Consider the following 26,297-nt stretch of genomic DNA (forward strand, 5'->3'; position numbering starts at 1 on the left):
ATCGCCGGTGGCCGCGCCGCGCGGCGCCAGACGATGCGCCGCATCCGCCCACGACGCTCCCCCGCCGTCCCGCTGCTGATCGCCGTCTGGGCGGGCGCGGCCGGGGTGCTGTGGCTGTGGTGGATGAACACGCCGTCCCTGGCCGACAACAACGCCAAGATCCTCAACGCGGGTCGGATCACCGGCCTCCTCGCCGGCTATCTGATGGCGCTCGTGGTGCTCCAGATGGCCCGGGTGCCCGCGCTGGAGCGCCGGGTGGGCTCGGACCGGGTGGCCCGCTGGCACGCGATGAGCGGCCGGTACACCATCAGCCTCGTCGTCGCCCATGTGGTGCTGACGATGTACGGCTACGCGCTGCAGGCCGGCAAGGGGTTCGGCGACATCGTCGGACAGACGGTCGACTCCGTCGGCCAACTGCCCGACCTGGGCAAGGCCGCCGTCGGCACGGGGCTGCTGGTGCTGATCGCGCTGCTGTCCATGGGCCCGGTCCGCCGCCGGATCCCGTACGACGCCTGGTACCACGTCCATCTGCTCACCTACGCCGTGGTCTTCCTGACCTTCTGGCACCAACTGTCCACCGGCAACGACTTCGTCGTGGAACCCACCGCGAAGACGTTCTGGTACGCGCTGTACGGCTCGGTGACCGCGCTGGTCCTGTGGTATCGCGTCCTCACCCCGCTGCGGCTCAACCTGCGGCACCGGATGCGGGTCGAGGCGGTGATCGAGGAGACGCCCGGAGTGGTGTCGGTGCTCATCACCGGGCGCCGGCTGCACCGGATCGGCGCCGAGCCCGGACAGTTCTTCCGCTGGCGTTTCCTGGCGCCGGGGATGCGGTTCAGCTCGCACCCGTACTCGCTGTCGGCGGCGCCCCGCCCGAACATGCTGCGCATCACCGTCAAGGCGATCGGCGACCACAGCTCCGCGCTGCGCGGGCTGCGCCCCGGCACCCGGGTGTGGGCCGAGGGCCCGTACGGGGCGTTGACCGCCCAGCGGCGCAGCCGGGGCAAGGTGCTGCTGGTGGCGGGCGGGGTCGGCATCACGCCGATGCGGGCGCTGTTCGAGACGCTGCCCGGCGCGGCCGGCGACCTGACGCTGCTGTACCGGGCCAACACCACGCAGGACCTGGCGCTGTGGGACGAGCTGGCGCAGATCGCCCAGGAGCGCGGCGCCCGGCTGATGTACGCGGTCAACAGCCCCGAGGGCGAGCGGCCGGACATCTCCGCCGACACCCTGCGCCGCAAGTTGCCGGACATCGACCGGCACGACGTCTTCATGTGCGGGCCGCCCGGCTTCGCGCAGCAGGTCTACGAAGCACTGCGCGGCGCCGGCGTCCCCGCCCGCCGCATCCACCACGAGTCGTTCGAGATGTGACGACGGGACGCACGCGAGTCCGAGTTACGGAGCGAAGCAAGCGATGAAGAAGAGTCACCCCATACGCCGGGTCGTGCTGGCCTCCGCCGCCACCGTGTCCGGGATCGTGCTGCTGCTGTCGCTGAAGCCGTCGTCCGGCCCGGCCGGCGCGGTCGCCGACGGCGCGGCACCACCGGCGACGGCCGCGGCCCAGGAGTCGCCGCAGGGCGGCACCGGGCAGAAGGCGGGCGCGACGACCGTCACCGGCGACGCCACGCAGACCCAGTACGGCACCGTCCAGGTCCGTCTCACCCTCGCCGACGGGAAGATCACCAAGGCGGAGGCGGTGCGGGCGCCGAGCGGCGGCCACAGCACCGAGGTCACCGACGACGCGGTGCCCAAGCTGAACCAGGAGGCCGTCAGCGCGCAGAGCGCCGACATCGACGCGGTGTCGGGGGCGACGTACACCAGCGGCGGCTACCTGAAATCGCTCCAGTCCGCGATCGACAAGGCCGGTGGCTGACCAGGTGAGCGACGACCGGGTGGCCGGACGCCCCACGGCCGACGGCGCCACCGGGGCCGCCGAGGCGCCGCCCGCGCTGCGTCACGCGGAGGAGGTGATGGGCACCGTCTTCTCCTTCGACGTGCGCGGCGGTGACCCGGACGCCGTCCGGCGGACGCTGGCCGAGGCGGTCGCCGAACTCCACCGTGTGGACGAGGTGTTCAGCACCTACCGCGAGCACAGCCAGATCTCCCGGCTCGCCCGGGGCGAACTGGCAGTCGAGGAGTGCGATCCGGAGGTCGCCGAGGTCCTGGCGCTGGGCGCCGAGGCAGAGCGCCGCAGCGAGGGCTGGTTCAGCGTCCGCTACGAGGGCCGGCTCGACCCCACCGGCATCGTCAAGGGCTGGGCCTGCGAACGGGCCGCCCGCGCGCTGGCGGCGGCCGGGACGACCGGCGTCAGTGTCAACGGCGGCGGAGACGTCCAGGTGTTCGGCGTGCCCGGGCAGCAGCGGCCCTGGCGGGTCGGCATCTCGGACCCGTTGCGGCCGGGCGCCCTGGCGGCGGTGGTCTCGGCGGCGGGCACGGACCGGCTGGCGGTCGCCACATCCGGTACGGCGGAGCGCGGCGACCACATCGTGGACCCCCGCACGACCCGTTCCGCGGTGACCGACCTGGTGGCGGTCACGGTCGTCTCCCCCGGCCTCACCTGGGCCGACGCCTGGGCCACGGCGGCATTCGCCATGGGCTCACGACAGGCCCTGGCCTGGCTGGAGGACCTGCCGGAGACAGAGGCCCTGCTCATCACAGCGGGCAACGAGGTACGGGCGACGAGCGGCCTGGCTTCTCGACTTGGCTGAGCCCTGTCGAGGGGCGCGGGGAACTGCGCGTCTTTCAGGGGGTCCGGGGGCGCAGCCCCCGGGGACGGGAAGGGAAGGGGTGGCGGGGGGCGAGAACCCCTCGGGGCGAACCCCACGCCCCACCCCTCAATGCCCGTTCTGAGCCAGCCGCAGCAGATGATCCGCCAGGTTCTGCCCCCCGGAGGGATCCCTGCTGATGAGCAGCAACGTGTCGTCACCGGCGATCGTCCCCAGGATGTCCTGCAGCTCCGCCTGATCGATCGCCGACGCCAGGAACTGCGCCGCCCCCGGAGGCGTCCGCAGCACCACCAGGTTCGCCGACGCCTCCGCGGAGATCAGCAGCTCCGCGGAGAGCCGCCGCATCCGCTCCTCCTTCGCCGACTCCCCCAGTGGGGCCCGCGGCGTGCGGAAACCCCCCTCGCTCGGCACCGCGTAGATCAGGTCGCCGTCGTTGTTGCGGATCTTCACCGCGTTGAGCTCGTCGAGGTCCCGGGAGAGCGTCGCCTGGGTGACGCTCAGCCCGTCGTCGGCCAGCAGCTTGGCGAGCTGGCTCTGCGAGCGCACCGGCTGCCGGTTGAGGATGTCGACGATCCGGCGGTGGCGCGCGGTGCGCGTCTGCGGCACGGCGGGCCCGCCCGCCTGGTCCGGGTCCTGCTCGCGGTCCCGGCCGCGGTCCTCGTCCTGACCCCGGTCCTGGGCCCGGTCCTGGTGCTGCGCCTGACTCATCGTCGTCTCACCGTCGTCTCACTCCGGATCTCCGGATCATTCGTCCCCGTGGGTCTGCTCCAGGACACCGGGGAGCGCCCGGAGGAACGCCGCCACCTCGTCGTCGCCGAGGTTCAGCGGCGGCATCAGCCGTACGACATCGGGGGCGGGCGCGTTCACCAGGAGGCCGGCGTCCTGAGCCGCCTGTTGCGCCTTCGCGGCGAGCGGCTCGGTGAGCACGATACCCAGCAGCAGTCCGGCGCCCCGGACATGGTCGATCAGCGGGTGGCCGAGCCCCTCGATGCCCTGGCGCAGCTTCTCGCTCTGCCGCTTGACGTTGTCGAGCAGTCCCTCGTCGGCGATCGTGTCGAGGACGGCGAGTCCGGCGGCGCAGGCGACCGGGTTGCCGCCGAAGGTGGAGCCGTGGTGGCCGGGCCGCAGCAGTTCGGCGGCCCGGCCGAAGGCGACGGTGGCGCCGAGCGGCAGTCCGCCGCCGAGCCCCTTGGCGAGAGTGACGACGTCGGGCAGGACGCCCTCGTGGGCCTGGTACTCGAACCAGTGGCCGGTGCGGCCGACGCCGGTCTGCACCTCGTCCAGGACCAGCAGCGAACCGCTCGCGGCGGTGATCGCCCGGGCCGCCTTGAGGTAGCCGGGGGGCGGGACGACGACGCCGTTCTCGCCCTGGATCGGCTCGATGACGACGAGGGCGGTCTCCTCGGTCACCGCGGCGGCCAGCGCCTGCGCGTCGCCGTACGGGACGTGGGTGACGTCGCCGGGCAGCGGCAGGAACGGGTCGCGCTTGCCGGGCTGGCCGGTCAGTGCCAGGGCGCCCATGGTCCGGCCGTGGAACCCGCCCTCGGTGGCCACCATGTGCGGCCGCCCGGTCAGTCGGCCGATCTTGAAGGCGCCCTCGTTGGCCTCGGCGCCGGAGTTGCAGAAGTAGACCCTGCCGTCCCGGCCGAAGCGCTGGAGCAGCCGTTCGGCGAGCGCGACCGGCGGCTCGGCGACGTACAGGTTGGAGACATGGCCGAGGGAGGCGATCTGCCGGCTGACGGCCTCGACGACGGCCGGGTGGGCGTGGCCGAGCGCGTTGACCGCGATTCCGCCGACGAAGTCGAGGTACTCGGTGCCGTCGGCGTCCCACACCCTCGTGCCCGCGCCGCGCACCAGCGGCAGCCGGGGGGTGCCGTAGTTGTTCATCAGCGCGCCCTGCCAGCGGGCGGTCAGTTCCTCGTTGCTCACGACTCCCCCTGCTCGTGCTGCGTGTTCCGTCGGTCCTGCGCGTTCTGTCGGTCCTGCGCGTTCTCTTCGTCCAGCGCGTCGTTCTCGTCCGCCACGACCATCGTGCCGATGCCCTCGTCGGTGAAGATCTCCAGCAGGATCGAGTGCGGGACCCGGCCGTCGATGACGCGGGCGGTGGTGACCCCGCCCCGCACGGCGTGCAGACAGCCCTCCATCTTGGGCACCATGCCCGAGGAGAGCTCCGGCAGCAGTTTCTCGAGCTGGCTCGCGGTGAGGCGGCTGATCACCTCGTCGCTGTTCGGCCAGTCCTCGTAGAGGCCCTCGACGTCGGTGAGGACCATCAGGGTCTCGGCGCCCAGCGCGGCAGCGAGTGCCGCGGCCGCCGTGTCGGCATTGACGTTGTAGACGTGGTGATCGTCCTGGCTGCGCGCGATCGAGGAGACGACCGGGATGCGGCCGTCGGCGAGCAGGGCCTCGATGGCGCCGGTGTCGATCGCGGTGATCTCGCCGACGCGTCCGATGTCGATGAACTCGCCGTCGATCTCGGGGGTGTGCTTGGTCGCGGTCAGGGTGTGCGCGTCCTCGCCGGTGAGGCCGACGGCGAGCGGGCCGTGCCGGTTGAGCAGCCCGACCAGCTCGCGCTGCACCTGCCCGGCCAGCACCATCCGTACGACGTCCATGGCGTCCTCGGTGGTGACGCGCAGGCCGGCCTTGAACTCGCTGACGATGCCGTGCCGGTCGAGGGCGGCGCTGATCTGCGGTCCGCCGCCGTGCACGACGACCGGCTTGAGGCCGGCGTGCCGCAGGAAGACGACGTCCTGGGCGAACGCGGCCTTCAGGTCCTCGTCCACCATGGCGTTGCCGCCGAACTTGATGACGACGGTCCTGCCGTGGTGCCGGGTGAGCCAGGGCAGCGCCTCGATGAGGATGCGGGCCTTGGGGAGCGCGGTGTGTTTCCGCGTCTGGTTGCTCATGAGGAGTAGGCGCTGTTCTCGTGGACGTAGTCGGCGGTGAGGTCGTTGGTCCAGATGGTCGCGGTCTCCTCGCCGGCGGCGAGGTCGGCCACGATGTGGACCTCGCGGTAGCGCATGTCGACCTTGTCGCGGTCCTCGCCGACGCCGCCGTTCTTGCACACCCAGACGCCGTTGATGGCGACGTTGAGCGCGTCCGGCTCGAAGACGGCCTTCGTGGTGCCGATCGCGGAGAGGACGCGCCCCCAGTTGGGGTCCTCGCCGTGGATCGCGCACTTGAGGAGGTTGTTGCGGGCGATGGAGCGGCCGACCTCCACGGCGTCGTCCTCGCTGGCGGCGTTGACCACCTCGACCCTGATGTCCTTGCCGGCGCCCTCGGCATCGCGGATGAGCTGCTGTCCGAGGTCGTCGCAGACGGTGCGGACGGCCTCGGCGAACTCGGCGTACTGCGGGGCGATGCCGGAGGCGCCGGAGGCGAGGAGCAGCACGGTGTCGTTGGTGGACATGCAGCCGTCGGAGTCGACGCGGTCGAAGGTGACCTTCGTGGCCGCGCGCAGGGCGCGGTCCAGGGTCTCGCTGTCGAGGTCGGCGTCGGTGGTGAGGACGACGAGCATGGTGGCGAGGCCGGGGGCGAGCATGCCGGCGCCCTTGGCCATGCCGCCGACGTTCCAGCCGTCCTTGGTGACGACGGAGGTCTTGTGGACGGTGTCGGTGGTCTTGATCGCGAGGGCGGCCTTCTCGCCGCCGTGTGCGGAGAGTTGGGCGGCCGCCGTCTCGACGCCCGGCAGCAGCTTGTCCATGGGGAGCAGGACGCCGATGAGCCCGGTGGAGCAGACGGCGACCTCGGCGGCGTTGAGGTGCAGGGTGTCGGCGACCTTCTCGGCGGTGGCGTGCGTGTCCTGGAAGCCCTTGGGCCCCGTACAGGCGTTGGCGCCACCGGAGTTGAGGATCACGGCGGAGACCCGGCCGCCCTTGAGGACCTGCTCGGACCAGAGCACCGGCGCGGCCTTGACCCGGTTGGAGGTGAAGACGCCGGCGGCGGCGAGGCGGGGCCCGGTGTTGACCACGAGGGCCAGGTCGGGGTTGCCGTTCTCCTTGATGCCCGCTGCGATGCCGGAGGCGGTGAAACCCTTGGCGGCCGTGACGCTCACGGTGCGACTCCGATCGTGGAAAGCCCGGTGGTCTCGTCGAGACCGAGGGCGATGTTCATGCTCTGGACGGCACCGCCCGCGGTGCCCTTGGTCAGGTTGTCGATGGCGCTGATCGCGAGGACGCGGTGCGCGGCGGGGTCGTACGCGACCTGCACCTGCACGGCGTTGGAGCCGTACACGGAGGCCGTGGCGGGCCACTGCCCCTCGGGGAGCAGGTGGACGAAGGGTTCGTCGGCGTAGGCCTTCTCGTACGCGGCGCGCACGGACTCGGCGGTGACGCCCGGACGCGCCTTCGCGCTGCATGTGGCGAGGATGCCGCGGGGCATCGGCGCGAGGGTCGGCGTGAAGGAGACGGTGACCGGCTCGCCGGCCACCGCGCCGAGGTTCTGGATCATCTCGGGGGTGTGCCGGTGGCCGCCGCCGACACCGTAGGGGGACATGGAGCCCATGACCTCGGAGCCGAGCAGGTGCGGCTTGGGCGCCTTGCCCGCGCCGGAGCTGCCGGAGGCGGCGACGACCACGGCCTCGGGCTCGGCGAGCTGGGCGGCGTAGGCCGGGAAGAGCGCGAGCGAGACGGCCGTGGGGTAGCAGCCGGGCACCGCGATGCGCTTGGACCCCTCCAGCGCAGCGCGGCCGCCCGGCAGTTCGGGGAGGCCGTAGGGCCAGGTGCCGGCGTGCGCGGAGCCGTAGAAGCGCTCCCAGTCGGCCGGGTCCTTCAGCCGGAAGTCGGCGCCCATGTCGACGACGAGGACGTCCGGGCCGAGCCGCTCGGCGACGGCGGCGGACTGCCCGTGGGGCAGCGCGAGGAAGACCACGTCGTGTCCGGCGAGGACCTCGGGGGTGGTCTCCTCCAGCACGCGGCCGGCGAGCGGGAGCAGATGGGGCTGGAGCGCGCCCAGGCGCTGTCCCGCGTTGGAGTTCCCGGTGAGTGCGCCGATCTCGACCTCGGGGTGCGCGAGGAGCAGACGCAGGACTTCCCCGCCCGCGTACCCACTCGCTCCGGCCACTGCCGCACGTACAGCCATGAACCCTCCATCCGTGATGGCATGACTATACGTAGCGATGCAGAGTTATGCAATCACGGGCTCAGGCCTCCGGCCGCACCGCCGGGACCTCCCCCTTCGGCTGCATGATCATGCGGGAGACCACGAACGTGACCGGAATCGCCGCGGCGGAGGCCAGGAGCGGGGCGAACCTGCTGCCGGAATGCAGCACGTCGACGATCACATAGAGGCCGGCGGTGGTGATGAGGAAATTCGTGACGTTGGTCAGCGGAAAGAGCAGAAATTTTCGCCAGGTCGGCCGGATCCGGTAGGTGAACCACGCGTTGAGGAAAAAAGAACCGATCATGCTGATCAAAAAACCCAGCACATGCGCGGCGAGATAGGGCAGCCGGGTCAGCAGCAGGAGATAGCACCCGTAGTACGTGCCGGTGTTCACCACGCCGACGGCGGAGAAGACAAGGATCTGCCGCGCCATCGGCCGGGGGGTCCGGGTCGAAGTGGTCGTCGTCGTGCCGGTGAGGGACATCAGGGGATGAGGTTCTTCCGTGTGGTTCCCGCGCCGTTCCCGTTCCCCATGTCCGCCCCGCTTCCCGTGTGTGCCGTGTCCGTAGCGTTCGCCGTGTGTGCCGAGGTCGCAGTGCTCGGCGTGTTCGCCGTGTTCACGGCGTCCGTCGTGTCGACCTGACTCTGCGTGTGAGCCGTGTGAGCCGTGTGAGCCGTCTTCGACATGTCTGCCGCGTTCGCCGCGCCCTCGACGTTGCTCGCCTGCACCAGGAAGTGCGGGCGCCGCTTGACCTCGTAGTAGATGCGGCCGGTGTACTCCCCCACGACGCCCAGCATCACCATCTGTACGCCGGCCAGCGCGGTGACGACGGTGATCGTCGTGACGTAACCGGGGGTGCGGACGCCGTTGACGGCGGCCGCGCCCACGATCCACGCGGTGTAGAGCGCGGCGCACGTCAGCAGGCCCAGGCCGAGGTGGAGGGCGGCGCGCAGGGGCCGGTTGTTGAACGACAGCAGCCCGTCGAGGCCGTAGTTGAGCAGGGACTTCAGCGTCCAGGAGCTGCGCCCGTGGGTGCGCACCTCGTTCTCGTAGGCGAGCGTCGTGCCGGGAAAGCCCACCCAGGCGAACAGGCCCTTGGAGAAGCGGTTGTACTCGCTCATGGACAGCACCGCGTCCACCACGCGCCGGGACAGCAGCCGGAAGTCCCCGACGCCGTCGACGAGCCGGACGTCGACGAGCCGGTTGACGATCCGGTAGTACAGGCGGGCGGTGAGGGTCCGGGTGAAGCGGTCGCCGCTCCGGTCGCGGCGGGCCATCACCTGGTCGTAGCCCTCTTCGTGCAGCTCCACCATGCGGCGGATCAGCCGCGGCGGGTGCTGCAGGTCGGAGTCCATGACGATGACACAGTCCCCCGTGGCGTTTCGCAGTCCGGCGAGCAGGGCGGCCTCCTTGCCGAAGTTCCGGCTCAACGAGACGTACCGTACCCGCCGGTCCCGGTCCGCGAGGGAGCGCAGCAGGGGGAGGGTGCGGTCGCGGCTGCCGTCGTCGACGTACACGAACTCGGTGTCGTGGCCGAGCGGCAGCAGGTCGTCGGCGGCCTTGGCGACCTCCTCGTGGAAGCGTTCGATGACGTCTTCCTCGTTGTGGCAGGGGGCGACGATCGAGATCAGCATGGCTTGGTTCTCCCGTGACACGGTCAGCGAGCGTGGGTGACGCGCTCGCGCGATGGGGCGGCGGCCGTCGGCAGGGCCGAGGGGCCCGGTGTGCGTCGGCGGCGGACGGCGGCGAGGACGGCGAGCGCCACCGAGGCGGCCAGCGCGACACCCCCGATCGCGGAGCCCAGCTTCAGGCCGGGCGTATGGAAGGTGCAGGTCAACGTGGTGGCGGAGCCTCCCAGGGGGACGGCGACGAGTCCGTGGTACGTGCGGGCGGGCCGTTCGGCTCCGTCGCCGGCGGCGCACCGCCAGCCGGCGATACGGGGTGCGGCGAGGACGGCGGTGCCGGTGCTGCCGGCCGGGAGTTCGGCGTGGACGGTGGCGCCGGAGACGGTGACCTCGGTCGCGCCGGTGTCCGTGAGCCGGTCGACGGCGCCGCGCAGCCGGGCGGTGTCCAGGCAGCCGACGGCGCCGTCCGGGACGGTGGTGCCGGCGTGGTCCGGGGACAGCGCGATCTCCAGCCGGCCCGAGTCCGGGACGGTGCCGAGGGGTTGCATGGCGGCGATCCGGCTGCCGGTGGTGTCGGACCGGAAGGCGACGGCGCGGGTGCCGGTGTCCTTGTCGGTGCTCGTTCCGGCGCTCGTACCGGCGCCCTTGCCGGTGCTCGTACCGGTGAGGCGCGCGGTGCCGGAGAAGTGCGGGGCCCACAGGAAGGCCTCGTCGCCCGCCCGGCAGCGCGCGGTGACGGCGGCCGGGCCCTCGGCACCGGTGCGGACGGTGAGACGGGGCACGGTGTAGACGCGGCTGCCGAGCAGCAGTTCCTGGTTCCGGTAGGGCGAGGCCCCGAACCCGGACGCGGCGCCCGTGTCCGGCCGCACGGTGACCAGGGGCGGCACCTGCTGCCGGGAGACGGTCACCGGGCCGCGGTCGCGCGGGTTCCAGCGCTGGTGCTGGTCCGGCGGGTTGTGCACCCGGGCGCCGACGGAGAAGACGGCGTCGGTGACGGGGTTGTCCAGGCTCTGCAGGCTGCGGCCGAGCGACGTCGACCCGCCGCCGACCGCGGCGAGCGTCCGGCTGAGCACATCGGCGGTGAGGCTGCTGTAGTACTGCGCGCCCTGACCGCCGACCGTCAGCGGGTCGTTGGCGACCGTCTGCTCCCGGCCGGGTTCGGTGCGGTACCGGGGCCAGCCGTCGGCCTTGTCGATCGCCTCGGCCTGCTGCTCCTGGCGCGTGCCCCAGGGCGCGTAGTCGTCCATCTGATTGAGCCGCAGCCGGGTGGCCACGGCGTCGGTCGCCGCTGCCTCGCCGAGCTGCGTGCCGGTCAGCAGCACCACGGCGAGCCCGGCGAGCACGGTGCGGCGGCGGCCCCGGCCGAGTCCGGCGCCGATGCCGGTAGCGGTGCCGGTGCCGTTACGCGTCCCGCCACCGGCGATGCCGTCCGCGGGTTCCGCGTTCCGTTCCCGGGCGAGCAGGGCGAGCAGCCCGAGGCCGCCGAGCGAGCCCGCGGCGGCGAGGAGCAGCACCGGCAGGGCGTACGAGGGGGCCTCCAGACCGCTGCGGCTCGCCACGGCGGCGATCACCGCGAACAGCACGCCACCGGCGCCGAGCGCACGCCGGCCCGGCGGCCCGTAGGCGAGCGCGTGCCAGGCGGCGAACACCATCAGGCCGCAGAGCACGAAGGCCTGCCGGTACGGGCTGCCGTTGGGGGTGGTGAAGGCGTGCCAGGCCAGATGGGTCGGCGTCCACTGCAACGACAGGGCGACGGCGACGACCAGTGCCGTCCAGCCGGCGCGCTCCCGCACCGGTACCGCCCGGTGGAAGGGGAGGGCGAGGACGAGCACCAGCACGGTGACGCCGACGTAGAGGCCGGGGCTGGAGTAGGAGTACGTCGTCGGCAGCAGGCGGGCCAGCAGGTCCTCGCCCCCCACCGGTTCGAAGGTGGTGGTACGGCCCGGGTAGGCGTGGCGGGTGCCGATGTAGACGGTGACGACGAGCGGTGCGGCCAGGCCCACGCCGAGCGCGGTGGTGAGCGCGGCCCGGCCCGCCGCTGCCGCCGCCGTCCGGCGGGGTGTCCCGCCGAGCCACAGCCGCAGCAGCAGGACGAGGCCGGCGCCCAGGGTGGCCATGTAGGCGGTGTAGAAGTTGGCGATCCAGGCGAGCGCCACGATCAGCACGCCCGCCACCCGGTGCCGCTCCTCCCGCGCCCACTCGCCGACCAGGCAGAGCAGCGGCAGGGCGAGGAGGCCGTCGAGCCACATCGGGTTGTACGAGGCGTAGGACAGGGTCCAGCCGCACAGGGCGTACGAGGTCCCCAGCAGGCCCGCCGCCCACCAGGGGCCGCCGGGGCGCAGCCGCGGCAGCAGCCAGGCCATGGCGGCCGCCGCGCACGCGGCCTTCAGGAGGGTGATCACATACACCGCGAGGTCGATCTCGTCGCGCGGGAACAGCGCCACCAGCGGGGCGAACGGGCTGCTGAGGTAGGTGCCGAGGTCGGGCAGGAAGCTGGAGCCGTACCCGGACTGCCAGTTGACGAACAGTCCGCCGTCGGCGCGGCCGTGCAGGAGGTCCCACAGGTGCGCGTGGAAGGGCACGTACTGGTTGCCCAGGTCGTTGACGGCACGGGTGCGGGAGCCGAAGGGGAAGCCGCGGGCAAGGATGTCACCGCCGCAGAGCCCGGTAGCGGTGAGCACCGCGGCGAGCAGCGCGGCGGCCCGCCCGTCGCGCGGCAGTATTGACCCATTCATTTCCGGCGGACTCCCCTTTGTCGATTCGCCCGTTAAGACGGCTCTCCTTTCCTCATGGTTGTACTCGGCAGTGGGATTTTCGCGATGGATACGCGGGCATCGGGAACACAATGGAAGTTCACCGAACGGAATTCCTCGACAAGGGAAACTCAATGCGTCGCGCAAATGGCGGAAAGGTTAATTCACGGGCCGGTCGGGAGCGGAGACGGTTCGACACCCCCGACGACGGTCACCGCCGCGACCGCTCACAATGGGCAGGGGGCCCGCCGATCGGGCGGGCGGCACGGGACGACGCACGGAGGGCGGGACGGGATGGGCGAGCTCTGGCCGGTAGCGGACGTAATGGCGTATCTGGCCGGGAACTGGCGGGTCGAGCGGTCGGTGCGGGACCTGTCCGGCGGTGACGAGGGCCGTTTCACCGGGACCACCGGGTTCGGCCCGCTGGACGGTGGCGGGCTGCTCCACGAGGAGTCCGGGACGTTCGTCTGGCAGGGCGTGGCACGGCCGGCCACGCGGACGCTGCGGTATCTGCCGGGGAGCGGCGGGGCGGGCACGGCGGACGTGCGGTTCGCGGACGGGCGCCCATTCCACGAACTGGACCTCGCCACCGGGCGCTATGTCGCCGACCACCCCTGCGCGGCCGACTTCTACCGGGGCGAGTTCACCGTGCGGGACCGGGACCACTGGCGGACGGTGTGGCGGGTGGGCGGCCCGGCGAAGGACCTGGTGCTGACCACCGACTACGCACGGGCGGAGTGAGGCCGTCCCCGGACGGCGGAGAGGCCGATCCCCGGGGCGGAGTGAGGCCGAGCCCCGGGGCGCGGGCGAGGCCGGTCTCCTGGGTGGCCTCGCTCACGCCCTGGTGGGCAGGGGCGCGACGCCGTCGAAGCGGAGGTTCCAGTAGCCGGCGCGGCCGGTCAGGGTGGTCGTCGACAAGGGGTGGACGTCGAGGTTCCAGTAGGTCGCGGGGGGCGCCTTCAGGGCGTAGACGAGGACCGCGCGGATGACCGAGGGCTCGGCTACGGCCACGATGCGGCAGCCCTCCTCGGCGGGCCGGGTGTCCAGCCAGCCGCCGACCCGCGAGATGAACGTGAGCAGGGACTCGCCGCCGTGCGGTGCGGCGCGCGGGTCGGCGAGCCACGCGTCCACCGCCTGCGGCTCCCGGGCCATCGCCTCGCCGAGGGTGAATCCGCGCCAGCGTCCCATGTCACAGTCGCGCAGGGCGAGTTGCACGAGTGGGGCGTAGCCGAGGGCGTCACCGGTGGCGCGGCTGCGCGGGGTCGGCGAGCAGTAGCGCAGCTCGGACGCCGCCAGCGGCAGCAACTGCTGGGCCACGCGCAGCACTTGGTCCCAGGCCGCCTGGTCCAGCGGTCGGTCGTCCTCGAAACGCTCGGCCGGCAGCGAGGTGTTGCGTGCCGCGGCGACGAACGTGACCCGAACGTGCATGCGGTGATGGTGGGCCGCGCAAGTACGCAGGTCAAGGGCCGTTACGGGCCAGTTACCGAGGGTATACGCCTCTTCACCCGAAAACGGAGGTCGAGAAGACGTCGGCACAGGCCACCCGCAGCCGCCGTACCCCCTCGGCGATCTCGGCGGCGCCCGCGACCGCCGCGAAGCTCAGCCGCAGGTGGGCGGCCGGGGGTTCGGCGCTGAAGTACGGGCGGCCCGGGGTGAGCGCGACGCCGGCCCGCAGGGCGGCCGCGGCCAGCGCGGACTCGTCGGTGCCGTCGGGCAGCCGTACCCAGAGGTGATAGCCGCCGGACGGCACATGGGGCAGGGCGAGGGCGGGCAGTTCGCGGCGGAGCGCGGTGGTCATCGTGTCCCGGCGGGCGCGCAGTTCGGCGGAGACCGCCCGCAGATGGCGCGGCCAGGCGGGCGCTCCGACCAGTTCCAGGGCGGCCTCCTGCAACGGGCGCGGCACGAAGAAGGTGTCGACGACCTGGATGGCCCGCAGTCGTTCGAACACCGGCCCGCGGGCGGCCAGTGCGCTCACCCGGAAGCTCGGCGAGGTCACCTTGGTGAGCGAGCCGACGTGCACCACCACCCCGTCCGGGTCCTCTGCGGCGAGCGGCGGCGGCAGCGGACCCGCGTCCTCGTGCACCAGCCGCCGCACGAAGTCGTCCTCGACGACGAACGCCCCGGCCGCGCGCGCGATCCGCAGCACCTCGGCCCGGCGCTCCGGGGCCAGTACCGCGCCGGTGGGGTTCTGGAACAGCGGCTGGCAGACGACGACCCGGGCGCCGCTCGCGCGGAAGGCGTCGGCAAGCAGGGCGGGCTTGATGCCGTCGGCGTCGACCGGCACGGGCACCGGGCGCAGTCCGGCGGCGCGGGCGATGGCCAGCATGCCGGGGTAGGTGGGCGACTCCACCAGGACCGGGGCACCGGGTGGGGCCAGCGCGCGCAGCGCGGTGGTGAGCGCGGACTGGCCGCCCGCGGAGACCAGCACGTCGGCGGCGGTCACGGCGCCGCCGATGCCGCGCGCGAACCACTCGCGCAGCTCGGGCAGTCCTTCCATGGGCGGCCGGCCCCAGGCGCCCGGGCGGCGGCCGGCGCGGGCCAGGGCGGCGCCCATCGCCCGCTCCGGCTGGAGCGAGGGGTGCAGATAGCCGCCGTTGAGCTCGATCACTCCGGCGGGCGGGGCGGCGAGCGAGACGAGCACGCCGGAGGCGTCCACGGTGCGGGGCACGTGCTCGGTGGCCGGGTCGGCGCTGAGCGCCACCTCCTGCCAGGCGGTGTCTCCGGAGGGGGCCGGGTCCGGGCGCGGGTCCGCGCGGAAGGCACCGGAGCCGGGGCGGGTGACCACCAGGCCCTCGGCGGCGAGTTGCGCCAGCGCGCGGGAGACGGTCACCGGACCGGCCCGGAACCGCTCCACGAGGGCCCTGCTTGACGGCAGCTTTTCTCCCGGTGAGTAGCACTTCAGGTCCGCCCGGAGGGTTTCCACCAGCTCAGCGACGCTGTTACGCTCGTGCATGAGAGCAGAGAGTAGCGCTATCAACGGGACCTCGGTAGCGGTCGAGCACGATCCGCAGGGTGGCCGGGAGGTTGATCCGGGGCGGTCGGCGGAGCGCCGCTCACTCGGGGGTGCGGCGCAGGCCGGGCTCGGGGTCGTCGCCTTCTCCCTCACCTTCCCCGCCACCGCCTGGGGGCTGGAGGGGTTCGGGCCCTGGTCGCTGGTGGCGGTGCGGGGCGTGCTGGCGGCGGTGCTCGCGGGCGGGTGCCTGCTGGTCCTGCGCATACCGGTGCCGTCGCGCCGGCACTGGGGCGGGCTCGCGGTGGTGGCCTGCGGAGTCGTGGTCGGGTTCCCGCTGCTCACCACGCTCGCGCTGCAAACCTCGACGACCGCGCACGCGGCCGTGGTGGTCGGGCTGCTGCCGCTGACCACCGCGTTGTTCTCGGCGCTGCGGGTGGGGTCCCGGCCGTCCCGCTCCTTCTGGGTCGCGGCGTGCGCCGGGGCGGCGGCCGTGATCGCGTTCACGGTGGGGCAGAGCGGCGGCGCGCTGACAGGGGCCGACGCGTATCTGTTCGGGGCACTGGTGGTGTGCGCGGCCGGGTACACCGAGGGCGGCCGGCTGGCGCGGGTGATGCCGGGGTGGCAGGTGATCGGGTGGGCGCTGGTGCTGTGTCTGCCGGTGTCACTGCCGGGGGCCTGGCTGGCGTTGACGTACGAGCCGGTGGTGCCGGGATGGCACGGGGTGGTCGGTCTGCTGTGGCTGGCGGTGGGGTCGCAGTTCCTGGGGCTGGTGGTCTGGTACCGGGGCATGGCGGCGGTCGGGATACCCCGGGCGAGTCAACTGCAGTTGGCGCAGCCCCTTCTGACGCTGGTGTGGTCGGTGCTGCTGCTGGGTGAACGTCTGACGTGGGCGGCGCCGGTGACGGCCCTCGCGGTGCTGGTGTGCATCGCGGTCACGCAACGGGCGCGGACGTGAGACCTGTCTCCCCCGCCCCGTGTGGTGGTCGGGCGAAGCGCCGCCGGGTCGACGCGTCGGCGGGCAGGAACGTCTCCATGTGCAGGCCCTCCAGGGCGGCGTCGGTGGGCGTGCTGAGCCGCGCCGAGGTGCTGAAGAAGCGCAGGAGGTCACCCCCGTCCGTGGCGAGTTCCAGGGTGAGCACCGGACTGCCGACGGGCGCGGTCCGGCAGGTACCGGCGAGATGGCTGCCGGCCTCCTCGGCCAGGGCGAGGTGGCGCGGGTCGTGGGAGCGCTCGGCCCGGTGGACGAGCTGGTGGTACAGGTGCGAGGCCCACTCGGTGAAGTTGCCGATCCGCGGCGCCAGACCGCCGGGGTGCAGGCACAACCGGATGACGTTGACCGGGGGTTCGAGCAGTTCCGGAGCACAGCCGGCCAGGAGCACGTCGACGCCGGCGTTGGAGTCGACGACGTCCCAGTAGTCGTCGAGCAGCAGCGCCGGGTAGGGCAGGTGCGCGTCGAGCAGCCCCCGCAGGCCCTCCATGACCAGGGCGACCGAGGCGTCGTCCAGGCCGCGGTCCCGGTACCGGGGCGCGTACCCGCCGGCCAGCAGCAGCCGGTTCCGCTCGCGCAGCGGGACGTCGAGGTGGTCCGCCAGGTGCAGGATCATCTCCGGCGTGGGCCGCGCCCTGCCGGTCTCCACGCGGCTGAGGTGCCGGGTGGAGACGGAGGAACGGTTCGACAACTCCTGCTGGCTGAAGCGGCGGCGTTCCCGCCAGCCGCGCAACAGCGGGCCCACTTCTCCGGTGTCCGTGGCCGTGGTCATGCCGGCAGCCTAAGGTCTGTGGGCGTGCTCGCCATGACCTCGGGGGTCATGGTCCGTCGTGCGGCGCCCGTCCACTCTGGATCCCGTCAGAGCAGCGAACGATCCGAACGACGGAGGACGGACCATGGACACGAAGAGCGTCGTCGAGGCGTACCTGGCCACGTGGAACTCCGAGGGTGAGCAGCGCGCGAAGCTCCTCGCCGAGCACTGGGCGCCCGACGTGGCTTACACCGACCCGCTGGCGGAGATCACCGGCCATGCCGGACTCGCCGCCCTGATCGACGGAGTACACGGGCAGTTCCCCGGCTGCGTGTTCACGCCCGTCGGCGAGCCCGACGCCCACCACGGCCAACTGCGGTTCCGCTGGGGCCTCGGGCCCGAGGGTGCCGAGCCGATGGTGATCGGCTTCGACGTCCTGGTCCTGGACGGCGAGGGCCGCATCCGCGACGTCCGCGGTTTCCTCGACAAGGTGCCCGCCGGCGCCTGAGCCGCCGGGAGGGGCCGCCCCTGGCAGTCCTCCGCGACCGGAGGGCTGCCGCCGGCACCGCGCGGCCTCAGCGCACCGGGCGCCGCCCCGGGCGCGTCACCCGGTCGTAGTGGTCCTCGACCACTTCCGTCATCGCGCCGATCGGGTCCGCGCCCACCTCCTTCGCGGAGAAGAAGACGTGCCCCGTCACCTGCGGGTATTCCGCCGCGAACGTGAGGTGGCGGGAGAGTTCCGCCGTGTCCTGCCAGGCCTCCGGCTGGGCGGGGTCGCCCGCCTTGTACAGCGCCTCCCCGATGTACAGGTCCACCCCCGTGCCCTTGGCCACCGCCGACCACCACGGCACCAGCTCCGCGTAGTCCGCCGCCGGGAAGCCGATGTTCCAGTAGACCTGCGGGCAGAGGTAGTCGATCCACCCCTCCCGCACCCATTTCCGGGTGTCCGCGTACAGGTCGTCGTACGTCTGCACGCCCGCCCGCGTGTCCGAGCCTCGTGGGTCGGTCTCGGCGTTGCGCCAGACGCCGAACGGGCTGATACCGAAGCGCGCGGCGGGCCGCACCTCGCGGATGCGGGCGGCCGTCTCCAGGATCAGCCTGTCGATGTTGTCGCGGCGCCAGGCCGCCCGGTCGGGGAAGCCGTCGCCGTGCGCCGCGTACGCCGCGTCGTCGTCGAAGGTCTGGCCGGCCACCGGGTACGGGTAGAAGTAGTCGTCGAAGTGGACGCCGTCGACCCGGTAGCGGCGCACCGCGTCGAGCATGGCGTCCTGGACGAAGGCCCGGACCTCGGGCAGCCCGGGGTTGTAGTAGAGCTTCCCGCCGTACGGCACCACCCAGTCGGGGTGGCGTCGTGCGGGGTGGGTGGCCACCAGCCGGCCGGGGTCGGTGTGGTTGGCGATGCGGTACGGGTTGCACCAGGCGTGCAGTTCGAGCCCGCGGGCGTGGGCCTCCTCGACCGCCGTGCCCAGCGGGTCCCAGCCGGGGTCCTGGCCCTGCGTGCCGGTCAGGTACTCCGACCAGGGTTCGTACGGCGAGGGCCACAGCGCGTCGGCGGTGGGCCGGACCTGGAAGAAGACGGCGTTGAGTTTCCGTTCGACGGCGACGTCCAGGTGGGCGCGGAGTTCGGCCCGCTGCTGGGACGCGGTCAGACCGGGCCGGGTGGGCCAGTCGCGGTGGGAGACGGTCGCCAGCCACATGCCGCGCATCCGGTTGCTCCCGCCGCGCCGGCGGCGGCCCGCGCCGCCCCTGTCGACGGCCGCCGCGTCGCCCGCGGCCACCAGTGATGTCAGCGCGGCCATCGCGAACGCCCGCCGTGACAACCGTCCCATCGCACACCCCACACTCCGCGGACCCGCCCGGTCGCGGGTCGTCCGGCGCACCAGCATGCCCGACCCGGGAGATCGATCACCGGTACTTGGGGGTAACGTGCACGATCGGAGCAGACGCCGGGCCACGGACGCCGCACCGGGGGCTCGCGAACCGCACCGCCGACTCGCGAACCGCGGCGGAACGAAGTGGACCGGAGCGATACGAAAGGGACGATGTGACCGACATCGAGCGCGTCGGAGTGGTGGGCTGCGGCCAGATGGGTGCGGGCATCGCGGAGGTGTGCGCCCGGGCCGGCCTGGAGGTGAAGGTCGCCGAGACCACCGGCGAGGCCCTGGAGATCGGCCGTACGCGGCTGTTCAACTCGCTGGCCAAGGCGGCCGAGCGCGGCAAGATCAGCGAGGAGGAGCTGGCGGCGACGCAGGCCCGGCTGAGCTTCACCACCGATCTGGGCGAGTTCTCCGACCGCGATCTGGTGATCGAGGCGGTCGTCGAGAACGAGCAGGTGAAGACGGAGATCTTCCAGGTGCTCGACCAGGTGGTGACCCGCCCGGACGCGATCCTCGCCTCCAACACCTCCTCGATCCCGCTGGTGAAGCTGGCGGTCGCCACCGCGCGCCCGGACCAGGTCGTCGGCATCCACTTCTTCAACCCGGCCCCGGTGCAGCGGCTCGTCGAGCTGATCCCCGCGCTCACCACCTCCGAGGGCACGCTGGGGCGGGCCCAGCTCTTCGCCGAGAAGGTCCTCGGCAAGCACGCGATCCGGGCGCAGGACCGCTCCGGGTTCGTGGTGAACGCGCTGCTGATCCCGTATCTGCTGTCCGCGATCCGGATGTTCGAGTCGGGCATCGCCAGCCGCGAGGACATCGACAACGGCATGGAGATGGGCTGCGCCCACCCGATGGGGCCGCTGAAGCTGTCCGACCTGATCGGCCTGGACACGGTCGCCTCGGTGGCGGACAGCATGTACCAGGAGTACAAGGAGCCGCTGTACGCCGCTCCCCCGCTGCTGCAGCGGATGGTCGACGCGGGCAGGCTCGGCCGCAAGACCGGCTCGGGCTTCTACACCTACGCCTGATCACCCGGGCTTCGCCGCTTCACGGGCCCGGCACTCCCCTCGGGGAGCGCCGGGCCCGCGGCATTCGCACGGAGTGTGCGGGGCGGGTCCGCATATGCCATTCGCACACTCTCCCCCGCACTCGCGCGGAGGAGTTCACTCCTCATGCACATGCAACGAACGGGTCGACCAGGAAAGGAGCGGTATCCGTGACCGCCGACCCCGATCATCCGGTCATCCATCCAGACGTGGCGGAACTGCGCCGCCGGCTGGACGTGGCGCACGCCCGTGTCGAGGGCGGACTGGCCCTGCTCACGCACCGCACCGAGCAGACCGCCAAGGACGTCGACGAGCTGAGCGCGCGGCTCGCCGCGCTGGAACACGCGCGCTGGCCCCTGCCCTCCCTCGCCGTCCTCACCGCCCTCGGCGCGCTCGTCGTCGCGGTCTGGCAGGCGCTGGGCCACTGACCGACGGCGCAGGGCCCCTGGGAACCAGGGACTCAGGGCCGTGGTGTGTCCCCACCGAGCCGGAGGTGATGCAGGAGCAGTAACGCGGCCGCCATGGTGGCGGCCGGGACCTCGCCGCGGGCGACCATGTCGGGGACAAGTTTGAGCGGGACCCACTCCCTGCGGTCGGACTCGAAGTCGTCCACGGGGTGTCCCGTGTAGGCGCCCTCGTCGGTCCAGTAGACGTGGTGCCGCGCGTCCGTGAGCCCGTTGGAGGGCTCGGCGCTCATCAGGTGCCGCAGCGGTCCCGGCCGCCAGCCGGTCTCCTCCTCCAGCTCCCGGGCGGCGGCCGCGGCGATGTCCTCGCCGTCCTCGACCACGCCCGCCGCGAGTTCCCAGCCCCAGCTGTCGGTGATGAAGCGGTGCCGCCACAGCAGCAGCACCTCGTTCGCCTCGTTGACGACGGTGGCCACGGCCACGGGCCGCAGCCGGATGAGGAAGTGGTCCAGGTGCCGGCCGTCCGGCAGGACGACGTCCGCCAGATTGACGCGGAACCAGCGGTTCTCGTACACATGCTGTTCGTTCTCTTTCGTCCACTGCACGGTTCTGCCACCTTTCGTTCGATCAGGTGGCAATATCCCAGCGGCTCCTCCGGCTGGGCGGAACCTACAGCGGCACGCGCAGGGCGCCGTCGATGAGGGCGGCGGCCTCGGCGGTGCCCGCGCAGCCGCTGGAGACCAGGTGCTCGCGGACCGCGCGGAGCCGGTCGCGCAGCCGCTGGGACTCCATGCCGCGCGCGGCCTCCGTCATCTCCACCGCCGTCGCGGCCGCCTTGTCGGCGTTGCCGCGGCGCAGTTCGATGTGGCTCAGCATGGCGAGCCGGTGCACCCGGCCCCGGTCGTGCGCCGGGGTGCCGACGGCCGCGGCCGCGTGCCGGCCGGCCGCCGTGAGGTCGCCGAGGCTCAGCAGGGCTTCCGCCACCTGGACGTTGACCAGACCGGGCTGGACGTAGCCGGTCTCGTCCGGTTCCCGGCCGCGCCGGATGTGCTCGGCGGCGGACTCGGCCCGCCGGATGCAGGACAGCGCGCCGCTGCCGTCGCCGAGGTGCGCGTACGCCTTGGCCTGCATCGCGTACAGGTCGGAGGCGAGCGCGGGGGTGATCTGCTTGCCGGCGGCGCGCAGCGCGGCCTCGGCGAAGGCGACGGCCTGCCGGTACTCCCGCAGATACAGCGACTGGTTGACGAGCAGTGCGATCACGTACGCGCCCAGTCCCCGGTCCCCGCTCGCCTTGGCCAGCCGCAGGGCCTGGTGGAAGTAGCGCTGGGCCAGCCCGTGGGCGTCGGAGTCGTACGCGCAGATCCCGGCGATGGCCACCAACCCGCCGGTGGCGCGGTGCAGTTGGCGGCCGGTGGCGTCGGTGTAGCCACCACGCAGCAGCGGGGCCGCCTCGGTGTTGAGGAAGCCGACGACGCGGGCGCGGGTCGCGACGCCGCCCGCCTTGCGGTACATCTGCTCGTAGTGGCCCCGGGCGGTGCGCAGCAACTCGATGTCGGCGAGGCTCACATGATGCCGGCCGCCGCGCGAGACGTCCGTGTCCTCGGGCGGGTTCTCCCACTCCCACACCGGCATCACGGCGGGCGTCCCGGTGACCGCGGGGGCACCGAGGACATGCGCGCGCTGCTGCTCGTCGGAGCGCCACAGCGCGGTGGCCCGCTCGACGAAGCCGGAGAGGGTGGAGTGGCCGCCGGCGTGCGGGGCGGCCCGGTCGCCGGGCACGCCGGGCAGGCCGAGCCCGATGTCGTCGAGCGTCACCGGGCGCTGCAGCCGGGCGGCGAGCACCTCGCAGATCAGGTCGGGGACCTGGCCGCGCGGGCGCTGCCCCTTCAACCACCGGGCGACGGCGGTGTGTTCGTACCGCAGGGCCAGGCCGCGGGCGCGGCCGGCCTGGTTGACGTGCGCGGCGAGACCGGCGTGCGAGACGCCCGCCTCGTCGAGGATCGCGTCGAGCAGAGTGTTGGGCTGCATGAGTGCCCCCGGTCCCTCGGTGCGCACAGGGTAGTGCGTCCCGGTTCACACGGGGTGTGAACGGAGTACGCGCGTCCGGGGCGTGCGCCCGCTGTCGCGGGGCGTGGCCGGTGGGTTGACTGGGACACCTCGCAAGAGGCGGCCGGGCCGCCGGCTCCCCCTCGTACCCGACGGCGGCCCGCCCCCGGCGTATCGGTTCCCACCGATACGCCGGGGGCCTGCGGCCGACCTCCGTGATGCACCGGGGTACTCGGGAAACGCCGGGGGTGTGGGGCCCCCTTCGGGGGCCGCTGGGCCTCAGCCCCGCAACACCGCCCCCGTACGGCTGCCCGCCAGGGCGACCGCCCTGTCGCGCGCCGCGGACGCCTCGTCCACCGTGAGCGTCCGGTCCCCCGCACGGAAACGCAACGCGTACGCCAGCGACTTGCGCCCCTCCCCCAACTGCTCCGCGTTCTCGTACACGTCGAACAGCCGGACGGACTCCAGGAGTTCACCCGCCCCCTCGCGCAGCGCGGCCTCGACGTCGGCGGCGGGCACCGCCTGGTCGACGACGAGCGCGACGTCCTGGGTCGCGACGGGGAACGTCGAGATCCGGGGCGCCCCGAGCGCACCCTCGCGCGCCCGCTCCAGCACGTCGAGCTCGACCTCCGCCGCGCACGTCCGCTCCGGCAGGTGCATCGCCTTGACGACCCTCGGGTGCAGCTCACCGGCGTGGCCGACGAGCGTCTCCGCGCCGTCCACCGCCGCGTAGAGCGCCGCGCACCGCCCGGGGTGCCAGGGCGCGTGCTGCTCGGCACGCACCGTCAGCTCCACGCCGTACTCGCCGGCGACGACCCGGGCCGCCTGGACCGCGTCGGCCCAGTCGGACGGGCGGCCCCTGCCCCACCAGCCGGCCTGCTCGCGCGCACCGGCCAGGACGACGGCGGCCCGGCGCGGCTGGCGCGGCAGCGCGGCGTCGAGCGCGGCCAGGTCGGCCGCGGAGGGCCTGCGGTCGACGGGCAGCCGGGCCGGGACGCGCTCCTCGCCGGTGGGCCGGAAGACCAGGCCGGTCTCGAACAGCGCCAGGTCGTGGCTGCCGCGCCCGTCGTTGCGGCGCAGCGCGCCGAGCAGGCCCGGCAGCAGCGTCGTACGGAGGGCGGGCTCCTCGTCGGACAACGGGTTGACGAGGGTGACGAGGGTCCGGCGCGGGTCGTCCGCGTCCAGGCCGAGCTGGTCGAGGGCGGCCTCGCCGAGGAACGGGTAGTTCAGCGCCTCGACGTAGCCGGCGCCGGCGAGCGCGCGGCCGACCCTGCGGTGCAGTCGCTGCCGCTCGGTCAGCCCGTGGCCGGGCAGCGGCCGGGGCAGCGTGGAGGGCAGGTTCTCGTAGCCCTCCAGGCGGATGACCTCCTCCGCCAGATCGTTGGGGTCGGTGAGGTCGGGCCGCCAGGACGGCACGGTGACGAGCAGTTCGTCCTGCCCGTACACGTCGCACCCGACCTGCTGCAGCCGCCGTACGACGGTCTCGCGGCCGTACGTCACGCCCGCGACCTTGTCCGGGTGGTCGGCCGGGATGGTGATCGTGTGCGGCGCGGAGGGCGCGATGATCTCGGTGACGCCGGCTTCCGCGGTGCCCCCGGCGAGCAGCACCAGCAGGTCGACGGTGCGCTGGGCGGCGGCGGAGGCGGCCTCCGGGTCGACGCCCCGCTCGAAGCGGCGGGAGGCCTCGGAGGACAGCTTGTGCCGGCGGGCGGTGCGCGCCACAGACACGGAGTCGAAGTGGGCGGCCTCGATGACGACCTCGGTGGTGGTGCCCTCGGTGTCGTCGATCTCGGTGTTCGCGCCGCCCATGACGCCGGCCAGGCCGATCGGACCGCGGTCGTCGGTGATGACCAGGTCGTCGGTGGACAGCTTGCGGGTGACGCCGTCGAGGGTGGTGAGCTCCTCGCCCGCCTCGGCCCGGCGCACACCGATGGTGCCCCGGACGCGGGAGCGGTCGTAGGCGTGCAGCGGCTGGCCGAGCTCCAGCATCACGTAGTTGGTGATGTCGACGGCGAGGGAGACGGGACGCATGCCCGCCTTCTGCAGCCGGCGGCGCAGCCAGATCGGGGACTGGGCCTCGGGGTCGAGACCGGTCACCGTGCGCGCGGTGAAGCGGTCGCAGCCGAAGGGGTCGGCGACCTTGACCGGGTGGCCGAAGGCGTTGGGCGCGGGCACGTCGAGCAGCGCCGGGTCGAGCAGCGGGAGGCCGTAGGCGATGGCGGTCTCGCGGGCGACGCCACGCATCGACAGGCAGTAGCCGCGGTCGGGGGTGACGGCGATGTCGAGGACCTCGTCGACGAGCTGGAGCAGCTCGATGGCGTCGGCGCCGACCTCGTGCTCGGGCGGCAGCACGATGATGCCGTGCGTGCCGTCGTCGCCCATGCCGAGCTCGTCGGTGGAGCAGATCATGCCGTGCGAGACCTTGCCGTAGGTCTTGCGCGCGGCGATCGAGAAGCCGCCGGGGAGCACGGCGCCGGGCAGCACGACGACGACCTTGTCGCCGACGGAGAAGTTGCGGGCGCCGCAGACGATCTCCTGCGGCTCGCCGGTGCCGTTGGCCTGTCCGACGTCGACGGTGCAGAAGCGGATCGGCTTCTTGAAGCCCTCCAGCTCCTCGATGGTGCGCACCTGCCCGACGACGAGCGGGCCCTTGAGGCCGTCGCCGAGCTGCTCGACGCTCTCGACCTCGAGGCCCGCCGAGATGAGCTTGGCCTGCACGTCGCGGCCGGTCTCGGTGGCCGGCAGGTCGACGTACTCCCGCAGCCAGGAAAGCGGGACCCGCATCAGATCTCCATCCCGAACGGCCGGGTGAACCGGACGTCACCCTCGACCATGTCTCGCATGTCTTCGACGTTGTGGCGGAACATCAGCATCCGCTCGATGCCGAACCCGAAGGCGAAGCCGCTGTACTTCCCGGGGTCGACGCCGCAGGAGGTGAGCACCCGGGGATTGACCATGCCGCAGCCGCCGAGCTCGATCCAGCCCTCGGAGGAGCAGGTGCGGCAGGGCCGGTCGGGGTCGCCGACGGAGGCGCCCTTGCACACGTAGCAGAGCATGTCCATCTCGGCGCTCGGCTCGGTGAAGGGGAAGTAGTTCGGGCGCAGCCGGGTCTTCATCTCCGCGCCGAACAGCGACTGGACCATGTGGTCGAGGGTGCCCTTGAGGTCGGCCATGGTGAGGCCCTCGTCGATGGCGAGCAGCTCGATCTGGTGGAAGACCGGGGTGTGCGTGGCGTCCAGCTCGTCGGTGCGGTAGACCCGGCCGGGGCAGACCACGTAGAGCGGCGGCTCGCGGTCGAGCATGCTGCGGGCCTGCACCGGTGAGGTGTGGGTGCGCAGCACGACGCCGCTGTCCTCGCCCTTGCCGCCCTCGACGAAGAAGGTGTCCTGCATGGTGCGGGCGGGGTGGTTCGGCGCGATGTTGAGGGCGTCGAAGTTGAACCACTCGGCCTCGACCTCGGGGCCCTCGGCGATCTCGTAGCCCATGGAGACGAAGACGTCGGCGACGCGCTCCATCATCGTGGTCAGCGGATGCCGGGCGCCGGCCGGGAGGCGGTCGTACGGCAGGGTGACGTCGACGGCCTCCTCGACGAGGACGCGGGCGTCCCGCTCGGCCTCCAGTTCGGTCTGGCGGGCGGCGAGGGCCTTGTTCACCGCGCCGCGGGCCATGCCGACGCGCTTGCCGGCGTCCGCCTTGGCGTGCGGGGGCAGGGCGCCGATCTCGCGGTTGGCCAGCGCCAGCGGCGAGGCCGGGCCGGTGTGGGCGACCTTGGCCTCGTGGAGCGCGTCGAGGGAGTCCGCGGCGGCGAAGGCGGCGAGCGCCTCGTCCCGCATGCGCTCGATCTGTTCCGGTTTCAACGCCTCGACCTCGACAGGGTCGTACGACTTATTGGGTGCCGACATCTCTTCCCGTGCTTCCGGTTGGCTGGCTGATGGTCCCCGTCACCGATCCGAGCTGGGATCGTCACCGACTTCGGGACGCAAAGGTGCCAAAGGCCGAGTCTAACGGGGGTGAGGTGTGCGCTCGCGCC

The 26,297-nt window shown here is 72.8% G+C and carries 22 protein-coding genes and 2 pseudogenes; 8 read left to right on the plus strand and 16 right to left on the minus strand.

Annotated elements, in window-relative coordinates; genetic code table 11:
- Window positions 1-33 precede the first annotated feature (33 nt).
- The 3 genes and pseudogenes from QFZ64_RS07375 to QFZ64_RS07385 all read left to right on the plus strand — a co-directional run bounded on the left by QFZ64_RS07375 (window position 34) and on the right by QFZ64_RS07385 (window position 2,708).
- Window positions 34-1,371 carry a ferredoxin reductase family protein gene (locus tag QFZ64_RS07375; RefSeq protein ID WP_307071607.1) on the plus strand — a complete coding sequence of 446 codons (1,338 nt, stop codon included), beginning with the start codon at window positions 34-36 and terminating at the stop codon, window positions 1,369-1,371.
- A gap of 43 nt (window positions 1,372-1,414) precedes the next feature.
- Window positions 1,415-1,864 (plus strand): annotated as a pseudogene (locus tag QFZ64_RS07380) (FMN-binding protein); the annotation flags it as partial.
- A 106-nt stretch (window positions 1,865-1,970) separates the two neighbouring features.
- A complete protein-coding gene (locus QFZ64_RS07385; RefSeq protein WP_307071608.1) occupies window positions 1,971-2,708 on the plus strand; it encodes an FAD:protein FMN transferase in 738 nt (245 codons plus the stop codon).
- A 126-nt stretch (window positions 2,709-2,834) separates the two neighbouring features.
- Here the strand turns inward: QFZ64_RS07385 and QFZ64_RS07390 are convergent, their stop codons facing one another.
- The 8 genes and pseudogenes from QFZ64_RS07390 to QFZ64_RS07425 all read right to left on the minus strand — a co-directional run bounded on the left by QFZ64_RS07390 (window position 2,835) and on the right by QFZ64_RS07425 (window position 12,184).
- Window positions 2,835-3,434 carry an arginine repressor gene (locus QFZ64_RS07390; protein ID WP_307063550.1) on the minus strand — a complete coding sequence of 200 codons (600 nt, stop codon included), beginning with the start codon at window positions 3,432-3,434 and terminating at the stop codon, window positions 2,835-2,837.
- 36 nt (window positions 3,435-3,470) lie between these two features.
- Window positions 3,471-4,655, minus strand: coding sequence for an acetylornithine transaminase (locus QFZ64_RS07395; RefSeq protein ID WP_307063552.1), 1,185 nt, complete (start codon window positions 4,653-4,655; stop codon window positions 3,471-3,473).
- On the minus strand, window positions 4,652-5,629 hold the full coding sequence (argB, locus tag QFZ64_RS07400; protein ID WP_307063554.1) for an acetylglutamate kinase: 978 nt from the start codon (window positions 5,627-5,629) through the stop codon (window positions 4,652-4,654). The genes QFZ64_RS07395 and argB overlap by 4 nt, the downstream gene beginning before the upstream one ends.
- On the minus strand, window positions 5,626-6,777 hold the full coding sequence (argJ, locus tag QFZ64_RS07405; protein WP_307063556.1) for a bifunctional glutamate N-acetyltransferase/amino-acid acetyltransferase ArgJ: 1,152 nt from the start codon (window positions 6,775-6,777) through the stop codon (window positions 5,626-5,628). The genes argB and argJ overlap by 4 nt, the downstream gene beginning before the upstream one ends.
- The gene (argC, locus tag QFZ64_RS07410; protein ID WP_307063558.1) at window positions 6,774-7,802 is read right to left on the minus strand and encodes an N-acetyl-gamma-glutamyl-phosphate reductase; all 1,029 of its coding nucleotides are present in this window, start codon (window positions 7,800-7,802) and stop codon (window positions 6,774-6,776) included. The genes argJ and argC overlap by 4 nt, the downstream gene beginning before the upstream one ends.
- 61 nt (window positions 7,803-7,863) lie before the next feature.
- Window positions 7,864-8,307, minus strand: coding sequence for a GtrA family protein (locus QFZ64_RS07415; RefSeq protein WP_307063560.1), 444 nt, complete (start codon window positions 8,305-8,307; stop codon window positions 7,864-7,866).
- Window positions 8,308-8,531: 224 nt separating this feature from the next.
- Window positions 8,532-9,458, minus strand: a pseudogene (locus QFZ64_RS07420) (glycosyltransferase family 2 protein); the annotation flags it as partial.
- Between the two features lie 23 nt (window positions 9,459-9,481).
- Window positions 9,482-12,184, minus strand: a complete 2,703-nt coding sequence (locus QFZ64_RS07425) for a YfhO family protein (RefSeq protein WP_307063562.1) — start codon at window positions 12,182-12,184, stop codon at window positions 9,482-9,484.
- 312 nt (window positions 12,185-12,496) lie between these two features.
- Between QFZ64_RS07425 and QFZ64_RS07430 the strand changes: the two genes are divergently transcribed.
- Window positions 12,497-12,943: a DUF6314 family protein gene (locus QFZ64_RS07430; protein WP_307063563.1), complete on the plus strand. Its 447-nt coding sequence runs from the start codon at window positions 12,497-12,499 to the stop codon at window positions 12,941-12,943.
- A 93-nt stretch (window positions 12,944-13,036) separates the two neighbouring features.
- On the opposite strand, the gene QFZ64_RS07435 is transcribed toward QFZ64_RS07430, so the two are convergent.
- Window positions 13,037-13,630: a histidine phosphatase family protein gene (locus QFZ64_RS07435; RefSeq protein ID WP_307063565.1), complete on the minus strand. Its 594-nt coding sequence runs from the start codon at window positions 13,628-13,630 to the stop codon at window positions 13,037-13,039.
- Window positions 13,631-13,703: 73 nt separating this feature from the next.
- A complete protein-coding gene (locus QFZ64_RS07440) occupies window positions 13,704-15,155 on the minus strand; it encodes a PLP-dependent aminotransferase family protein (RefSeq protein WP_307063567.1) in 1,452 nt (483 codons plus the stop codon).
- Between QFZ64_RS07440 and QFZ64_RS07445 the strand changes: the two genes are divergently transcribed.
- Window positions 15,154-16,110 (plus strand): DMT family transporter, encoded by a 957-nt coding sequence (locus tag QFZ64_RS07445; RefSeq protein WP_307063569.1) that lies wholly within the window; start codon window positions 15,154-15,156, stop codon window positions 16,108-16,110. The two genes, QFZ64_RS07440 and QFZ64_RS07445, sit on opposite strands and share 2 nt — an antisense overlap.
- Here the strand turns inward: QFZ64_RS07445 and QFZ64_RS07450 are convergent.
- On the minus strand, window positions 16,088-16,915 hold the full coding sequence (locus tag QFZ64_RS07450; protein WP_307063571.1) for a helix-turn-helix domain-containing protein: 828 nt from the start codon (window positions 16,913-16,915) through the stop codon (window positions 16,088-16,090). The two genes, QFZ64_RS07445 and QFZ64_RS07450, sit on opposite strands and share 23 nt — an antisense overlap.
- Before the next feature lie 124 nt (window positions 16,916-17,039).
- On the opposite strand from QFZ64_RS07450, the gene QFZ64_RS07455 reads away from it, so the two are divergent.
- Window positions 17,040-17,402, plus strand: coding sequence for a nuclear transport factor 2 family protein (locus tag QFZ64_RS07455; protein ID WP_307063573.1), 363 nt, complete (start codon window positions 17,040-17,042; stop codon window positions 17,400-17,402).
- Window positions 17,403-17,469: 67 nt separating this feature from the next.
- Here the strand turns inward: QFZ64_RS07455 and QFZ64_RS07460 are convergent, their stop codons facing one another.
- Window positions 17,470-18,723: a glycoside hydrolase family 10 protein gene (locus QFZ64_RS07460; protein WP_307063575.1), complete on the minus strand. Its 1,254-nt coding sequence runs from the start codon at window positions 18,721-18,723 to the stop codon at window positions 17,470-17,472.
- A 215-nt stretch (window positions 18,724-18,938) separates the two neighbouring features.
- Between QFZ64_RS07460 and QFZ64_RS07465 the strand changes: the two genes are divergently transcribed.
- Entirely contained in the window at window positions 18,939-19,799 is an 861-nt protein-coding gene (locus QFZ64_RS07465; RefSeq protein ID WP_307063577.1) for a 3-hydroxybutyryl-CoA dehydrogenase, read from the plus strand.
- A 188-nt stretch (window positions 19,800-19,987) separates the two neighbouring features.
- Window positions 19,988-20,245: a hypothetical protein gene (locus QFZ64_RS07470; protein ID WP_307063580.1), complete on the plus strand. Its 258-nt coding sequence runs from the start codon at window positions 19,988-19,990 to the stop codon at window positions 20,243-20,245.
- Between the two features lie 32 nt (window positions 20,246-20,277).
- Here the strand turns inward: QFZ64_RS07470 and QFZ64_RS07475 are convergent, their stop codons facing one another.
- From QFZ64_RS07475 to pheS, 4 genes are all read right to left on the minus strand, one after another.
- The gene (locus tag QFZ64_RS07475) at window positions 20,278-20,826 is read right to left on the minus strand and encodes an NUDIX domain-containing protein (protein ID WP_307063582.1); all 549 of its coding nucleotides are present in this window, start codon (window positions 20,824-20,826) and stop codon (window positions 20,278-20,280) included.
- Window positions 20,827-20,890: 64 nt separating this feature from the next.
- On the minus strand, window positions 20,891-22,249 hold the full coding sequence (locus QFZ64_RS07480) for a transcriptional regulator (protein WP_307063584.1): 1,359 nt from the start codon (window positions 22,247-22,249) through the stop codon (window positions 20,891-20,893).
- 297 nt (window positions 22,250-22,546) lie between these two features.
- Entirely contained in the window at window positions 22,547-25,051 is a 2,505-nt protein-coding gene (gene pheT / locus QFZ64_RS07485) for a phenylalanine--tRNA ligase subunit beta (protein WP_307063587.1), read from the minus strand.
- A complete protein-coding gene (gene pheS / locus QFZ64_RS07490) occupies window positions 25,051-26,169 on the minus strand; it encodes a phenylalanine--tRNA ligase subunit alpha (RefSeq protein WP_307063588.1) in 1,119 nt (372 codons plus the stop codon). Before pheS ends, pheT begins: the two co-directional genes overlap by 1 nt.
- Window positions 26,170-26,297: the final 128 nt, after the last annotated feature.

Origin of the sequence: Streptomyces sp. B3I8 (assembly GCF_030816915.1) — a bacterium.
Taxonomy (GTDB): Bacteria; Actinomycetota; Actinomycetes; order Streptomycetales; family Streptomycetaceae; genus Streptomyces.

Bases quoted from the DNA above. Each gene is read 5' to 3' on its own strand.
- QFZ64_RS07450 (WP_307063571.1), bottom strand. From the start codon at position 16,915: ATGACCACGGCCACGGACACCGGAGAAGTGGGCCCGCTGTTGCGCGGC.
- QFZ64_RS07455 (WP_307063573.1), top strand. From the start codon at position 17,040: ATGGACACGAAGAGCGTCGTCGAGGCGTACCTGGCCACGTGGAACTCC.
- QFZ64_RS07480 (WP_307063584.1), bottom strand. From the start codon at position 22,249: ATGCAGCCCAACACTCTGCTCGACGCGATCCTCGACGAGGCGGGCGTC.
- QFZ64_RS07460 (WP_307063575.1), bottom strand. From the start codon at position 18,723: ATGGGACGGTTGTCACGGCGGGCGTTCGCGATGGCCGCGCTGACATCA.
- QFZ64_RS07390 (WP_307063550.1), bottom strand. From the start codon at position 3,434: ATGAGTCAGGCGCAGCACCAGGACCGGGCCCAGGACCGGGGTCAGGAC.
- QFZ64_RS07385 (WP_307071608.1), top strand. From the start codon at position 1,971: ATGGGCACCGTCTTCTCCTTCGACGTGCGCGGCGGTGACCCGGACGCC.
- pheT (WP_307063587.1), bottom strand. From the start codon at position 25,051: ATGCGGGTCCCGCTTTCCTGGCTGCGGGAGTACGTCGACCTGCCGGCC.
- QFZ64_RS07425 (WP_307063562.1), bottom strand. From the start codon at position 12,184: ATGAATGGGTCAATACTGCCGCGCGACGGGCGGGCCGCCGCGCTGCTC.
- QFZ64_RS07445 (WP_307063569.1), top strand. From the start codon at position 15,154: ATGAGAGCAGAGAGTAGCGCTATCAACGGGACCTCGGTAGCGGTCGAG.
- argC (WP_307063558.1), bottom strand. From the start codon at position 7,802: ATGGCTGTACGTGCGGCAGTGGCCGGAGCGAGTGGGTACGCGGGCGGG.
- QFZ64_RS07435 (WP_307063565.1), bottom strand. From the start codon at position 13,630: ATGCACGTTCGGGTCACGTTCGTCGCCGCGGCACGCAACACCTCGCTG.
- pheS (WP_307063588.1), bottom strand. From the start codon at position 26,169: ATGTCGGCACCCAATAAGTCGTACGACCCTGTCGAGGTCGAGGCGTTG.
- QFZ64_RS07375 (WP_307071607.1), top strand. From the start codon at position 34: ATGCGCCGCATCCGCCCACGACGCTCCCCCGCCGTCCCGCTGCTGATC.
- QFZ64_RS07415 (WP_307063560.1), bottom strand. From the start codon at position 8,307: ATGTCCCTCACCGGCACGACGACGACCACTTCGACCCGGACCCCCCGG.
- QFZ64_RS07440 (WP_307063567.1), bottom strand. From the start codon at position 15,155: ATGCACGAGCGTAACAGCGTCGCTGAGCTGGTGGAAACCCTCCGGGCG.
- QFZ64_RS07430 (WP_307063563.1), top strand. From the start codon at position 12,497: ATGGGCGAGCTCTGGCCGGTAGCGGACGTAATGGCGTATCTGGCCGGG.
- argB (WP_307063554.1), bottom strand. From the start codon at position 5,629: ATGAGCAACCAGACGCGGAAACACACCGCGCTCCCCAAGGCCCGCATC.